Here is a 16,190-nt window from a genome sequence, read left to right as displayed (position 1 = left end):
TTAATGCTTTTAGCTGCTTCTTTAGCAAAAGCTTCAATATCTTTTTTGTTCATGAGTATCTGCCTATCCTTAACTCTCAATAGAGTACGTTTTGATAAGCAGTTACACAAAATTAGTTACAGTCTCATAAAATGCCGCATTCAATATGCGGCATTTTTATGTATGTCATTCGTTTACTAGGTCATGGTAGCTGCAGGCCATCATTACTACGCTCGACTTCCAATATCAACGCAGCTAAATACCCTCTGAAGGCACAAATTATATCGATTTAGATTGCTTTTCTAAAAGCTCAATAAAAGCCGCTTGCGGCATAGGTTTGTGAAAATAATACCCCTGAACAGCTTCTATACCTTGTTGTTTTATAAAATTGAGTTCTTCTTCTGTCTCAATTCCTTCTGCAACAATAATTAAATCTAATGCTCGACTCATGCTCACAATCGCCTCGATAAGTACTTCATGTCGTGAGCCGGATGAAATTTTTTGAATAAATGATTTATCAATTTTAATTTGATCTACAGGAAAGTTAACCAAGTATGATAATGACGAATACCCTGTTCCAAAATCATCGACTGAAATTTGCATGCCTCGATGTCTTAACTCTTTTAGCAATTGACTAATGGTTTCTTGTTGTTTCATCATCAAGGATTCAGTAATTTCTAGAGTAATTAAGGAATACGGAAACTCAACCATCCCTAACTCTTCTTGTTTGTCATCGAAAAAAGTTAAAAAGCGTTGTTGTAACTCTGTCGTCCAAAATTCGATTGTCGACACATTTATCGAAAATGGAATCGCTAAGTGACGTTGTTGCAAGGTTAAAATCGTATCTATCGCTTGAGCTCTAACCCATTCGCCAATTTGTACAATTAACCCCGACTCTTCTGCAATAGGAATAAATTCATCAGGTGAAATGAACTGTCCATTATGTGACCATCGCAATAGCACTTCTGCTTTGATGATTTGACCTGTAAACGGATTAACAATTGGTTGATAAAATAACGTAAATTCATTTAGGCTCAAGGCTGTTTTGAGATACAGATTAAGCTCGGCATGTCGTTCAGCATCTTTTTGAATTTGCTGATTAAAAAACTGCAAACAATTATGACCATGAGATTTTGCATTGTACATTGCTTGGGTTGCGCAATTTAATATTTGTTCTACATTATCTGCATCATGAGGATAACGAGCTAGACCCGTACTCATTGAGAGCATAATATCCTGACCATCCACAATAAAAAGCTTCTTGAGTTCGTTGGTTAATTTATCAACAATACTGATCAATGCTTCAGTACACATTTTACCTGGCAAAACTAAAGCAAATTCATCTGCAGCAATTCGTGTAAGTAACACATTTTCAGGGATAGCACTCAATAAACGTTGGGCGACAAATTTTAACACTAAATCACCGTTATCATGGCCTAAGGTATCGTTTATTTGTTTAAAATGATCAATGTCCATCAACATTAAGCTAAATTCTTGCTTACTATCCAGTGCATTCTCATTTGATGTAATAATTGTTTGAATACTGTTAAATAAATACTTTCGATTGGCCAACCCAGTAAGCTGATCGTAATTATTTTGAAAATCAATCATTTTTTCAGCATTTTTACGTGCAGAAATATCTGTAATTAACCAAGCAAAACAATTTTGTTGAGTAAAGCTATCCCTAATCACCGTCACCGTGAGCGAAATATCGATAATATCGTTATCTGTTCTAAGCCCTTTCATTTCCCCTTGCCAGGCATGCCCACGCGATAAATGTTCAAATAAATCGGCAACCATATCTTGTGGGGAATGGCTTAAAAATCGCTGTACGTCAAATAACTTAAGGTTTGCATAATACGTGGAGGTTAATGATTTAAAAATAGGATTGGCTGATAGAACCGAGTTATCTTCACTCGTGATCACCAGCGCTATGGGTAAGCTATTAAAAATTTTGCTACTTAAACGTTGAATATGCATGCCGCGACTGCGTTCAATAGCCAGACTTGCCAAACGAGCGGCTTCTTGTATCAGGTATAAATCTTGTTCTGACGGTAACTTAACCGTGTCATAGTACATGGCAAATGTACCTAACACTTTTTGATTACTGTCTTTTATCGGTTCCGACCAACACGCTTTAAGTCCAGCCTTTAGTGGTAGTGCTTTATATTTTTGCCAATTGGGATGATGTTCAATATCTTCAACAATGACTCTTTGACCTGTGTATGCTGAAGCACCACACGACCCAACCTCTTGACCAATTTCGATGCCATTAATCTCATTGTTAAATTGTTCAGGAAGATTAGGCGCAGCACCAGACAATAACCGTTTACCATCCTCACTCAACAACAGAACTGATGCACGAGTTCCAATTTTTTGAGCCTCAATGAGTAAAACAAGTGCATTAAGCATTTCACCTAATGGAAGGCCTTTTAATACCATATCCAATATTGTGCTGTAACGCTCAATACTCATTTCACGAAAATCATGCTGTTCACAATCTTCTATAAATGCATTGGTATGTGGTCCTATATCCATAATACTCCATTTACCACAAGTGCTTAAAAATACACTTTCTAATATAGAATAAGATTATGCATTTGTGAGAACTTTATCAATGTCTTAACGTTAATTTATTCAATAAGCTAATTTCCATGTATGATTAATTGCCCTCAAAAAAAAACAGCGCAAAATATTTGCACTGTTTTTCGCTAAAGAACGAGCAACAACCTGAAGATTAAAAAACCAGAATAATTGAATAACTATTCGCCAATACGTTCCATCTTCGCTAAGTAAAAGCCATCAAAGCCACGTTCTGATACTAGAATATTTTCATCTTCGATAAGGGTAAACTGAGGATTATCAGCAAGAAATGCATCAACTTGATCACGATTCTCTTCAGGCATAATAGAGCATGTTGCATAGATTAACATGCCACCCACTTTCACCATGCGACTATAACTCTGCAAAATGCGCTTTTGCAGCTCAACTAATACAGGTAATCGTTCAGGTGTATCGCGCCATTTAGAATCAGGATTACGCTTTAATACACCAAGCCCTGAACAAGGAACATCAAGCAATACTCGATCTGCTGACAGTTTGAGACGTTTTATGGTTTTAGAACTAGCAATAATACGCGTTTCCACGTTATGGGCGCCTGCACGTTTTGCGCGGCTTTTGAGATTGTCGAGTTTCCATTGCTCAACATCCATCGCCAATAAACGACCTTTGCCTTGCATTTGCGCGGCGATATGTAATGTTTTACCACCCGCTCCTGCACAAGCATCTACAACACGCATTCCCGGTTTTGCATTAACGGCATTAGCAACTAACTGTGATCCCGCATCTTGTTGCTCAAACCAACCGTCTTTAAATGCATCTGTTCTAAACAAAGCTGAATCTGATATCACTTCAACTGCAGACGCAACATCGGCTAACGCCACCGCCGTGACCCCTTCTTTTTGCAAACGCGTAATGAGTTTATCACGATCACATTTTAGTTCATTCACACGTAAATATCGCTTGGGTTGCTCGGCCAGTGCTGCGCGTTCAGCAGGCCACTTATCACCAAGTTGAACCTGTCCAAGTTCATCGAGCCATTGTGGACAGCCATCCCATAGCACAGGGTCGGTCTTTGCCAGCTCAAGCTTAGCGTCAAAAGCAGCTTGCTCAACCTGCAATGAATACTGCATTTTAGGCAGATCTAGCTTGTGAAAAATATGCCAGCCATTTAATAACTTTGATCCGAAACGATCAAACTCTTCAGGCGTAATATCAACAAGAAAACAGTATAAATTTAAACGACGTAAAATATCGCCAGCGACTTGTGTGATCCGTGCTTGCTCTGATGGATTAAGCGATAAACCAGAAAAATGCTCTGAATAGGCTCTATCTAATGGTTTTCCTCGGGTTAGCACCATGGTTAGCACATTTAATACTAACTCTGATGAACTGCCTGACAACGGATAAGTCAACATGGGCTCTCTCATAATATAACGGTCAATTAAAAACGTGCTGATCATAGGGATTAAAGCCTGTGATAGCAAGGCAAGATCAACGTTTAACACTTAAACCAATGTCATAAAATAAACAAAGTTCATTTCTCTGTTTCCCGTTAGCCACATGATGACAATGATTCTATTGAGCAATAAAGCAATGAATACGCTCACGCTTATCGTTAACGTTTAAATAACTACGTGACAAAGCAGAAAAAGCGGCCCGAAAGCCGCAAATTATATAACGCGTAATACTGTCGACAACAGATTACATTTTTGAACCTTTTGCACCATAGAACAGAATAAATGCATAACACACGACAGGTAAAATAAACGCCAGTTGCAACCCCATATTATCCGCCATTACACCTTGTAATAATGGCACAATAGCGCCGCCAACAATGGCTAAACATAAAATGCCGCTGCCCTGGGAAGTATGCGGGCCAAGGTCTCTTAATGCTAAACTAAATATGGTTGGGAACATAATAGAGTTGAATAACCCTACAGACAAAATTGACCACATGGCAACAGCACCAGTACTGTTCATCGCCACCAAAACCAATAGTGCTGCAACAAATGCATTGAATGCTAACATGGTTCCAGCAGGAATTTTTTGCATAATGACAGATCCAACAAAACGCCCTATCATCGCCCCGCCCCAATAATAGGTAATGTATTTAGCCGCATCAGCTTCTTGTAAGCCAGCGATTTGCTCTTCGCCTAAAAAGTTGACCAAAAAGCTACCAATAGACACTTCTGCGCCAACGTACACAAAAATGCCAATTGCACCTAACACCAAATGAATACTTTGTAAGGCACTGGTTTTACCATTATGGGTAACAACTTTTGAGCCTGAAGTATCACTGTGTTCTGTAATCGTCGGTAAGTTAAGTTTAGAAAAGATCAAGGCCAGTAAACCTAACATTCCTGCCAGAATAAGATAAGGAAGCTTAACCACTTCGGCTTCGGCTTGTGCATGACTTAAATTTTCAACGGCACCAGAGGCTACCGACAAAATCAACACTGCGCCAAAGTAAGGCGCAACCGTTGTGCCTAATGCGTTGAACGCTTGAGTTAAGTTTAAACGACTTGATGCGGTTTCAACGCTCCCCAATGCATTAACGTAGGGGTTCGCCGCCACTTGCAAAATGGTGATCCCAGATGCCAACACAAATAGCGCCCCTAAAAAGAGTCCATAAGTGGCAAACGCAGCAGCAGGATAAAACAATAGACAACCAATACAAGCAATAAGAAGCCCTGTTACGATGCCTTTTTGATATCCCAATTTTTTAACTAATTTCCCCGCAGGCAACGAGACTAAAAAATATGCGCCAAAGAAGCAAAATTGTATCAGCATGGCTTCGGTGTAATTAAGCGAGAACACAGCTTTTAAATGCGGAATAAGAATATCGTTTAAACATGTAATAAATCCCCACATAAAAAATAGTGAAGTCAATGACACAAGTGCAAAACGATAGCTACCGCTACCTCCTGTCACTGTTGTTTGCTCAGTACTTTGTATTGTTGAAGCCATAGTGTGGTCTCTTCTGGTTAATTATTGTTATACAAGCGTTGTAGATTAATAAATTAAAAAAACTGAAATACATTCATATTTCGGTTCTGTATATTACGACTAACCAAGTTCGGCATAAAAACAGGCAAAACCAGGCAAAACAAGGGTCTCTGGGTGCAGCTTATCTTGGCAACCACTCAGTAAGCCATGACCACTTAATATTGAAGATAAAGACAAGTGCCCTAAACTAAAGGTTTGCTGTTTATCTGATAAGTTAAACAACACAAGTATTCGTTGTTGGCCTTGACCGCGAATGAACGCTAATACATCAACATGACTGTCAATGAACTCGATAGCACCTTCAATCAAGATATTTTGTCGTTTGCGCCACTGTAAAAATTGGCGGTAGCTGTTTAATATTGAGCCTTGATCAACTTCTTGTATGTCAACAGCACGATTAATGTGTGAGGGATCTATCGGTAGCCATGGTGTGACTTCGGTAAACCCAGCATTAGGTGCTTCACTTAACCAAGGCATTGGTGTTCTACAACCATCACGGCCTTTAAACATTGGCCAAAACGCAATGCCGAACGGGTCTTGCAATTGATTAAACTCAATCGCGGCTTCAGTTAAACCTAATTCTTCACCTTGATAACTGCACACACTGCCACGTAGTGAAAATAACAGTGCATTGAGCATTTTTACCATTGTAGGATTAACACAATCTTTACCCCAACGAGACGCAACACGCTGCACATCATGATTACCAATTGCCCAACATGGCCAACCATCACCAATACTGGCTTCAAGTTCTTCAACTGTTTGACGAATATAAGCGGCACTAAAATCATCGGTTAATAGTTCAAAACTGTACGCCATATGCAGACGATCATCGCCCTGAGTATATTCTGCCATGGTGGCTAATGAATCTTCTGATGACACTTCACCTAAGGTGACAGCACCTGGATAACAATTAACTAATGTGCGCAGTTGTTCAATAAATGCAACCGTTTGCGGCCGGGTATTATTGTAATAATGATATTGATAGGCATAAGGATTATCTTCGCTAAAGCCGCGGCCTTGACGCTTATCTTTGGGTTTAGCGGGGTTGTCTCGCAATTGTTCATCGTGATAACAAAATGTAATCGCATCAAGGCGGAAACCATCTACCCCTTTTTTTAGCCAAAATTCAACATTGTTTAATACGGCTTGTCGAACATGCAAGTTATGAAAATTAAGGTCGGGCTGGCTTTTTAAAAAATTATGTAAATAGTATTGCTGACGACGAGGTTCCCACTCCCAAGCGCACCCACCAAAAATGGCCAACCAATTGTTTGGAGCACTGCCATCATCTTTCGGATCAGCCCACACGTACCAGTCGGCTTTGTCGTTATCGCGACTTTGACGACTTTGTTCAAACCACGCATGTTGATCAGAAGTGTGGCTCAGCACTTGGTCAATCACCACTTTAATGTTTAATTGATGCGCTTTTTCAATAAGCTGCTCAAAGTCAGCCATGGTGCCAAATAAGGGATCAATCTCCAGATAGTCACTAATATCGTAACCAAAATCTTTCATCGGAGATTTGAAAAAAGGCGAAATCCAAATTGCATCAACATTCAAGCTGGCAATATAGTCAAGCTTTGCAATAATCCCTTGCAAATCACCCACACCGTCGCCATTAGAATCCATTAAACTGCGAGGATAGACTTGATAAATCACTCCTCCGCGCCACCAGGCTACCTGACCCATTGTTTCCCCTTAGAATTAAGTTAACTCTACAATCATCCTATTGAGTTATCTTGATGTTGCAGCTGAGTAACAGCTCGCTGTATTTTTGTAATACCCCGAGGATACGTGAATAAGGAAATCAGGTTCAATACACCTGCATACGTATGCAAAGAAATACTTGCATTATCGTTAGCGATATAAATAACATAAATCAAATAAATACAAGGTTTTATATATTAAATGCAACATCGTCGAGTTGTTTCAAAAATGTAAACGCAGAGTGTAAATCCACCTCCATAAACGTTGAATACGTATGCATGATATTGTCGCCAAAACTGAACTGCGAGTAGTATCGTCACTGTTGCGCAACAATTTGGTCATAACTTCAGCTCTTATGCAGTCACTTATATTAAGTTAATTAAGTATGCTGAGGAAAAATCACAATAAAGACTGTAACCAAAATTCAAAAGGACACTAACACTCTGCCCTAACACAAAGGGGTTAAGTGTCCACAAAAGGGGAAAGATGAATGTTGCTATTTAAACCGAGCCTACTTACGCTGGCATTAGTTGCTGCAGGAGCAAGTATAAATGCTTATGCTGCTGATGACGCTACGACAACAGTGACTGCTGACGAAAATATTGAAGTGGTAAAAGTCACTGGTATACGTCGCAGTTTACAAGAATCACAATCATTAAAAATGTCTTCATCATCCATTGTTGAAGCCATTTCTGCTGAAGATATTGGTAAGTTACCAGATGTCAGTATTGCAGAATCACTTGCACGTTTACCTGGTGTTTCAGCTCAGCGTTTAGATGGACGCGCCAACGTTATCTCTATCCGTGGTTTAGGACCTGATTTCACGACAGCAACACTTAACGGTCGCGAACAAGCCTCAGTGAATGACAATCGCGGTGTAGAATTTGACCAGTACCCTTCTGAATTATTAAATCGTGTGGTGGTGTACAAAACACCAGATGCATCTGTTATGGCGCAGGCCATTGGCGGCACAGTAGATATGCAAACCATTAGCCCACTAACTCATGGTGAACAAACGTTTGCCATGTCACTGCGTGGTGAAATGAATGATTTAGGTTCACTTAATAGCGGCTCAAGCGACACGGGTTATCGTGGCAGTATTTCATATATAGACCAATTTGCCGACGACACTATTGGCATTGCGTTAGGTTATGCCCGCATGATGTCACCAAACCAAGAAGAACGCTGGCAAGCATGGGGATACCCAGAAAATGATGCTGGTGACAGTATATTAGGTGGTGCAAAACCATTTGTTCGTTCAAGCGAATTAGAACGGGATGGCGTGTTAGCTGTATTTGAATATGCACCTAACGACCAATTTACTTCGGTCGTTGATGTTTACTATACCAAATTTACCGACGATCAGCGTTTACGCGGCATTGAAATTCCTGGGGCTTGGGGGACTAATGATGGCTTAACGTCAACAACAGCCGATAATGGTTTAGTCACCCAAGGAACCATTAACGGGGCTCAAGTCGTTATCCGTAATGATGTAAACAAACGTGATGCCGAATCACTGTCAATTGGTTGGAACAACAAGTTCACGATTAACGATAACTGGAGTGTTGAAGCTGATATCGCCTTGTCAAAAGCTGATCGTACCGATATTGGTATGGAAAGTTACAGTGGTACAGGGCGCGGCACAGGTGTTGGTGCCGTTGATGACTTAGGTTTTAACTACAATGGTAATGGTGGCTACAACTTTACCCACGACCTTGACTACTCTGATCCAAACTTAATTAAACTTACCGATCCACTTGGCTGGGCGAATCCGCTTGGTGATAATACCCAAGATGGTTTTATTAACAAACCCGAAATTGAAGACGAACTACAATCGTTCCGTTTAAGTGCCCAATACGTATTCGACCAAGGTGCAGTGCGCAGCGTTGAGTTTGGCGTAAACCGCACCAATCGTGATAAAAGCAAGCTGGACAAAGGTTATTACTTAACGTTAGCGGGTTATGATGGTTCTGATAACTACACAGAAACCATACCTGAAGCGTATTTATTATCACCTACCTCACTCGACTTCTTCGGCATGGGCGATGTGTTAAGTTACGATTCACTAGCGTTTTATAATGATGGCGGCTATACCGAAACTGATGCCGCTGATGTTGATATCTCCCGAGCGACAAACTCTTGGGCAGTCTCTGAAGAAGTATCAACCTTTTATGTTAAAGCAAATCTAGAGTCTGAGTTATTTGGTTTACCGTTAACGGGTAATATCGGTATTCAAGCAGTGCATACCGATCAAAGTTCTGATGGTACCGTGGCATCAGTTGAAAATGAAGTTGTAGTACTGACTCCTCGTACAGCTGGCGATTCATACGTTGAATGGTTACCAAGTATGAATTTAGGCTTTGAAATTGCCGATGGCCAAATGTTACGCTTTGCCGCAGCGCGCACATTAACACGTGCCCGTATGGACAAAATGAACGCTAACTTTAACTTTAGTTACAGCCAAAATCCAAATGACGGTGTTAACTGGTCAGGTGGCGCAGGTAATCCAGAACTACGTCCATGGTTAGCCCGCCAATATGACATAAGCTATGAAAATTATTTTAGCGACCAAGGTTATTTTTCATTAGCAGTTTTCTATAAAGACTTAGAAAACTATGTTTACAATCAAGATATTAATTTTGATTTCAGTAGCCTACTACCTGAAAGAAACTCTGGTGATAATCCAATAGGAAGTATCAGCACACCACAAAATGGTAATGGAGGTTACGTACAAGGGATTGAAGCCTCTTTATCTATCGATTTTGGTATTTTTGCTGATTCACTAAGTGGTTTTGGTACTATATTGAGTGGTTCTTACAACGACAGCGAAGTGAAAGAAACCGCCGACAGTGATCCAACGACCTTACCTGGTCTTTCTGAGAAAACCTTCAACGCAACCGTTTACTATGAAAACTCTGGTTTTGAAGCACGCATTAGCTCACGTTATCGCAGTGACTTCCTAGGTGAAGTCACAAAAATCAGTTTACAACGTGAAAACGTCAACATTAAGGCAGAAACGGTTGTCGATGCACAAATTGGTTATGACTTTACTGAAAGTGGTATCGATGCCCTATACGGTTTATCGGTACAATTCCAAGTGAACAACTTAACTAACGAACCGTTTACCTCTTACACAGGTGATGACCAAAGGTTAGTGCGTGATTACCAAAATTATGGCCGTAACTTTATGCTAGGTGCTAACTACAAGTTCTAATGGGCTTGTAAACTGAACTAAACCGATAAAAAGCCTCTGTAACCTCTTACAGAGGCTTTTTAATTATCAGCGACAAATGATACAGCTAAGGCGATAACAATGAAGCAAACTCACATTAGAAATATTGTCATTGTTGGTGGTGGGACCTCTGGCTGGATGACGGCTTCCATGTTGAGCAAATTATTTGCATCCCAGCTCAATATCACCCTTATAGAGTCCGCAGCGATAGGCACGATAGGCGTGGGAGAAGCAACCATTCCACCCTTACAGATATTTAACAGTATTTTGGGTATTCAAGAAAGCGAGTTTATTAAAGCAACTCAAGCAACCTTCAAATTAGGCATCGAATTTGAAAACTGGCATCAAAAAGGCGACACTTACATGCACGCCTTTGGTAATGTTGGTCGCGACTTAGGTTTTACCGCTTTTCATCACTATTGGTTAAGTTCCCTGTCCAACAATACAAACATTAACAACAAATACCCCACAAAAGATTTGTGGAAATATTCTCTTAATTATCAAGCAGCTAAAAACAATAAGTTCCAACCCATTCAGAATATTGCACAAACACAAATGAGTGGAATTACACATGCATATCATTTCGATGCCAGTCTTTATGCTGACTTATTGCAGCAATACAGCCTTCAGCGAGGTGTGACGTGTATTGAAGGCAAGATCAACGCAACCAAGCTAGATACAGAGGGGAATATAGCGAGCGTTTCAGTAGACAATGGTCAAACGGTATCAGGTGACTTATTTATTGATTGCTCAGGGTTTTCTTCACTATTAATCGGCCAAGTTTTAGGGGTTACCTTTGATAACTGGCAACATTGGCTACCTTGTGACAGCGCATACGCTGTGCCTAGTGAAAGGGCCTCGCAGCTAACACCTTACACCAAAGCCATCGCCCATGATGCAGGTTGGCAATGGCGAATACCGCTACAACATCGTACAGGTAATGGCATAGTCTATAGCAGCCAATTTATGAGCGACGAACAAGCAAAACAGCATTTATTAACCAACCTTGATGGAAAACCATTGGCCGAGCCGCGTAAAATAAACTTCACCACTGGCAGACGCGTCAAACAATGGCATAAAAACTGTGTTGCAATTGGGTTATCCAGTGGTTTTTTAGAACCCCTAGAATCCACCAGCCTGCATTTAGTGCAATCGACAATAATTCGCTTAACCAAATTATTTCCCCATCATGGTATCCAACCTCAACACGTAGAAGAGTTTAATCGCCAATCACAAACTGAGTTTGAACAAATCCGCGACTTTATTATTTTGCACTACCGCCTCAATGCAAAACAATCGGCCAACGGTGAACACGGTTTATGGCAACAATGTCGCGATATGGATATTCCCGAAAGCTTACAACAGAAAATCGATTTATTTGGCGCTACCGCAACAATATTTAGGCATAAAGATGAATTATTTACTGAAGTGTCATGGTTACAAGTCATGCTTGGGCAAGGCATCATTCCAACAGATTTTCATCCACTCACGCGATCGGTCAGCCCTGTCGATCTTACCGAGTATTTAGCCAATATCCGAAAAGTTATCTCCACGACGGTTAAACAAATGACGACACATGAAGACTACATTAAATCTCTTTAACCGATTGTTTAACATAAGTATCAATAAGCCAATAAAAAGAAACAATACAGGATTAATCATTATGCCCATACTCTATCCCGCTTCGAAAAAATCGCCCCCGCGCAGTATCAGTACACTAGCAGCAAGCTATTTATTGGGTTGTGTACTCAGTGGCATTACCATGTCAGCCAGTGCCACCCTTAACGTAGAACCAATGTCATGGTGGGCAGGTATGCAACAACCGAAGTTACAACTGTTGATTGCCGGCGATAACATTCGCGACACCCAAGTGAAATTAATCAAGGCTGACGGTGTCATGCTCAGCAACGTTGATAAGACGAACAGCAACGACCATTTATTTGTAAACCTTGATTTAAGTCTCGCTAAACCACAGCAGCTAACCTTGGGTTTATTTAAAGGCGATCAATTGGTTGAGCAATTTGATTATGCACTACAAGCCCGCCAAAAAGGCTCTCGTGATCGTCAAGGATTTAGCAATAAAGATGTGATTTATTTAATCACTCCAGACCGTTTTGCTAATGGCAATCCAGATAATGACAACCATCCCGATATGCTTGAACAAGCTAATCGTAGTTTTGATGGTGGCCGTCATGGTGGCGATATTATGGGGATCCGCAAAGCACTGCCCTACTTACATGACTTAGGCGTTACTCAGTTATGGATTAATCCTCTGCTTGAAAATAACCAACAAAAATATTCATATCATGGCTATTCCACCACCAATTTTTATAAAATTGATCCACGCTTTGGCAGTAATCAAGAATATCAAGCCTTAGTAAAAGAAGCGCGAACACTTGGTATTGGTATCATTCAAGATGTGGTTGTTAATCACATGGGATCAGGCCATCAATGGATAAACAATATGCCAAGCAGCACTTGGATAAATGACCAATCTCGTTGGCTAAAAAATCCAACCGATGTTAGTTACTCAAGCCACAGACGCACCACAGTACAAGACCCTTATGCCGTTAGCGAAGATATTAGCGACTTCAGTGATGGCTGGTTTGACGTCACCATGCCGGATCTCAATCAGCGCGATCCGCACATGGCCACTTACTTAATCCAAAATAGTATTTGGTGGATTGAATATGCAGGGTTAAGTGGCATAAGGGAAGATACTTACTCTTATGCAGACAAAACGTTTCTAACCACATGGTCAAAAGCCATTATGGATGAATACCCTCATTTTAATATTGTGGGTGAGGAATGGAGTGGTAATCCTGTAACAGTAAGTTATTGGCAAGCAGGTAAGATAAATGCAGATGGTTATCAATCATTTGCACCAAGCATGATGGATTTCCCAGTGTATGAAACACTTATATCAAGCTTAACCGACAAAGAAGGATGGGATTCAGGCTTTATTGAGCTTTATAAAATACTGGCAAATGATGTGGTGTATGCCAAGCCTAGCAAGCTAGTCTTATTTGAGGGCAATCACGATACCAATCGTATCTACAGCTTAATGAATAACGATATTGAACTGTATAAAATGGCCATGGCCTATGTGCTTACCAGTAACCGTATTCCACAAATATTTTACGGGTCAGAAATACTAATGCAAAGCCCAACAGGAGAGCGTAACGACGGTGCTGTACGCGCCGATTTCCCTGGAGGGTGGCCACAAGACAGCGTCAATGTCTTTAGTCATCAAGGCTTAAATGCAGAACAAAAACAAGCGTTGAATTTTATGCGAACGCTACTGAATTACCGTAAAACCTCGCAAGCGATACAGCAAGGAGATTTACATCATTTTGTACCTAAAGACGGCATTTACGTACAGAGTCGTCATTTCAATGATGAAACTTTATTAATTGTTTATAACAAAAATGAACAAGCCGTTGAACTTGATCTAAGCCGTTTTAGCGGAGTCTTTAATGGCAATACTCAAGGCATCGATATCATTAACAAGCAAACACAAGTACTAAATCAACCACTAAAACTGGCAAAAAAAGGCGTAACGATATTGGCGCTTAATCATTAATGCCAATAATACTGTGCGAGACAATCATATTGATTGACTCGCACAGTATGTTTAAGCCAAATCCATTGCCTTAAGGCTCAATAATTAGAAACATAACGAGAACCTATGCGATTACATTCACCTGCTTTTTTATTGCTTAACACCTACCCACTAATCTGTAGTATTGGTTTAAGCTTCTGTCTAACGATAAGTGGTTGCCATCAGAAGAATACACCAACAGTGTCAATCAAGCCCGTTATAGCTGAGTCAACTCAACCACAGCCAGATATCAACATTGATGAAAACAACAAAGCCATTAATACAATAACCAAACCTGTGGTTTATCAGGTATTCACTCGCCTGTATGGCAACACCAATACTAGCAACAAGCCATGGGGAACTATTGCAGATAACGGTGTGGGTAAATTCAGCGATTTTACTGATGTAGCATTACAAGATATTAAGTCACTTGGCACCACCCATGTTTGGTATACCGGCGTGCCACACCATGCATTAATTAATGACTATACGGCTTATGGTATTGGTAATGATGATCCTGATGTAGTAAAAGGTCGCGCGGGCTCACCATATGCGGTAAAAGACTATTATAACGTTAATCCAGATTTAGCTGATAATCCGGCTAATCGATTGGCTGAATTTGAAGCCTTAATCGACCGCACTCACGCCAATGGCATGCAAGTGATTATAGACATAGTGCCTAACCATGTCGCACGGAATTATCATTCTATTTCAGCACCTAAAGGCAAGTCAGACTTTGGCGTCAACGATGATAAGACTCAGGTCTATAGCAAGCACAACAATTTCTATTATGTGGTGGGTGAAGACTTTCAAGTCCCAGATGCGTCAAAGGGATATCAACCACTAGGTGGTGAAGCACATCCCCTCAATGACGGTCAATTTTATGAGTCACCAGCCAAGTGGACCGGCAATGGCTCGCGCGTAGCCAAACCTGACATCAATGATTGGTACGAAACGGTCAAAATAAACTACGGAGTCAAACCCGATGGTAGCTATGACTTCCCTACACTGCCTAATGATTATGCAAATAAAACCGCAGCCGAACATTTAGCCTTTTGGCAAGCACAAGCTGCCGATGATATTCCCGATTCATGGCGTAAGTTTGAGCACATTACCCAGTATTGGTTAGCTAAAGGTGTCGATGGATTTCGCTACGACATGGCCGAAATGGTACCTGTGGAATTCTGGAGCTATCTTAACAGCCACATTAAACACACTAACCCAGATGCGTTTATTTTAGCTGAAGTGTATAACCCCGATTTATATCGCGATTATATTCACTTAGGTAAAATGGATTACTTGTATGACAAAGTTGATTTATATGACACCTTAAAAGCTATTATTCAGGGTAAAGCCAGCGCGGCAGCCATTGCGACTGTACAAGCCAAAGTCAGTGACATCGACCAGCATATGCTGCACTTTTTAGAAAACCACGACGAACAACGTATTAACACCGCTGACTTTGCGGGTCATTCACACCATGCCCTACCAGCTATGGTGATATCTACCACCTTAAGCCGTTCGCCTACCTTATTATATTTCGGCCAAGACGTTGGCGAGCCAGGCGCTAAAAATGCAGGCTTTGGTCAACCCACTCGAACAAGTATTTTTGATTATGTTGGCGTACCCGCACATCAACGTTGGATGAATAACGGTAAGTTCGATGGCGGGCAATCAACCGCTGATGAGAAAGCCCTGCGCGCATATTATCAAACGCTATTAAATCTAAGCCACACAGCATCAGCTCTTAGCGGTAACTATATGGAATTAGATAGCTTTCAACGCAAAAAACAGGTTGTTGGATATGACAACAATGTATTCGCTTTCAGTCGTTTTAACACTGAGCAGCAATTGCTCATCGTCAGTAATTTCAGTCAAACCCAAAGCAAACTATTTACTTTTGAGTTACCAAAGACATTAATACAAACTTGGCATCTTATGGGAAATGCAAAACTGACAGATTTGCTAAAAAACGCTCAACTCAGTCAAGAGCTCATACTTAATCAAGATGGCAGTGCCAGTGTTGATATTAAATTAGCCCCTTTGCAATCTGTCATTCTTGAAGTAAAAAGATAATTAGATAAAGGCTTAGAGCGCCTT

8 protein-coding genes are annotated in these 16,190 nt (G+C 40.6%); 4 read left to right on the top strand and 4 right to left on the bottom strand.

Annotated elements, in window-relative coordinates:
- Positions 1–258: 258 nt before the first annotated feature.
- From ACWXWT_RS04150 to ACWXWT_RS04135, 4 genes are all read right to left on the bottom strand, one after another.
- The gene (locus ACWXWT_RS04150; RefSeq protein WP_456040348.1) at positions 259–2,517 is read right to left on the bottom strand and encodes a bifunctional diguanylate cyclase/phosphodiesterase; all 2,259 of its coding nucleotides are present in this window, start codon (positions 2,515–2,517) and stop codon (positions 259–261) included.
- Between the two features lie 224 nt (positions 2,518–2,741).
- Positions 2,742–3,956: an RsmB/NOP family class I SAM-dependent RNA methyltransferase gene (locus ACWXWT_RS04145; protein WP_456040347.1), complete on the bottom strand. Its 1,215-nt coding sequence runs from the start codon at positions 3,954–3,956 to the stop codon at positions 2,742–2,744.
- Between the two features lie 286 nt (positions 3,957–4,242).
- The gene (locus tag ACWXWT_RS04140; protein WP_456040346.1) at positions 4,243–5,508 is read right to left on the bottom strand and encodes a sugar MFS transporter; all 1,266 of its coding nucleotides are present in this window, start codon (positions 5,506–5,508) and stop codon (positions 4,243–4,245) included.
- Positions 5,509–5,607: 99 nt separating this feature from the next.
- Positions 5,608–7,239, bottom strand: coding sequence for an alpha-glucosidase (locus tag ACWXWT_RS04135; protein WP_456040345.1), 1,632 nt, complete (start codon positions 7,237–7,239; stop codon positions 5,608–5,610).
- 508 nt (positions 7,240–7,747) lie between these two features.
- Here ACWXWT_RS04135 and ACWXWT_RS04130 point away from each other — a divergent pair.
- From ACWXWT_RS04130 to ACWXWT_RS04115, 4 genes are all read left to right on the top strand, one after another.
- Complete coding sequence (locus ACWXWT_RS04130; protein ID WP_456040344.1) at positions 7,748–10,471, top strand: TonB-dependent receptor; 2,724 nt, start codon at positions 7,748–7,750, stop codon at positions 10,469–10,471.
- 99 nt (positions 10,472–10,570) lie between these two features.
- Complete coding sequence (locus tag ACWXWT_RS04125) at positions 10,571–12,091, top strand: tryptophan halogenase family protein (protein WP_456040343.1); 1,521 nt, start codon at positions 10,571–10,573, stop codon at positions 12,089–12,091.
- A 61-nt stretch (positions 12,092–12,152) separates the two neighbouring features.
- Positions 12,153–14,072 carry a glycoside hydrolase family 13 protein gene (locus ACWXWT_RS04120; RefSeq protein WP_456040342.1) on the top strand — a complete coding sequence of 640 codons (1,920 nt, stop codon included), beginning with the start codon at positions 12,153–12,155 and terminating at the stop codon, positions 14,070–14,072.
- A 105-nt stretch (positions 14,073–14,177) separates the two neighbouring features.
- Positions 14,178–16,166 (top strand): alpha-amylase family glycosyl hydrolase, encoded by a 1,989-nt coding sequence (locus ACWXWT_RS04115; protein ID WP_456040341.1) that lies wholly within the window; start codon positions 14,178–14,180, stop codon positions 16,164–16,166.
- Positions 16,167–16,190: the final 24 nt, after the last annotated feature.

It is taken from the genome of Shewanella sp. A22, from assembly GCF_053850585.1.
The sequence above is the reverse complement of the archived record's forward strand: the minus strand, read 5'-3'. Positions and strand labels throughout refer to the sequence as shown.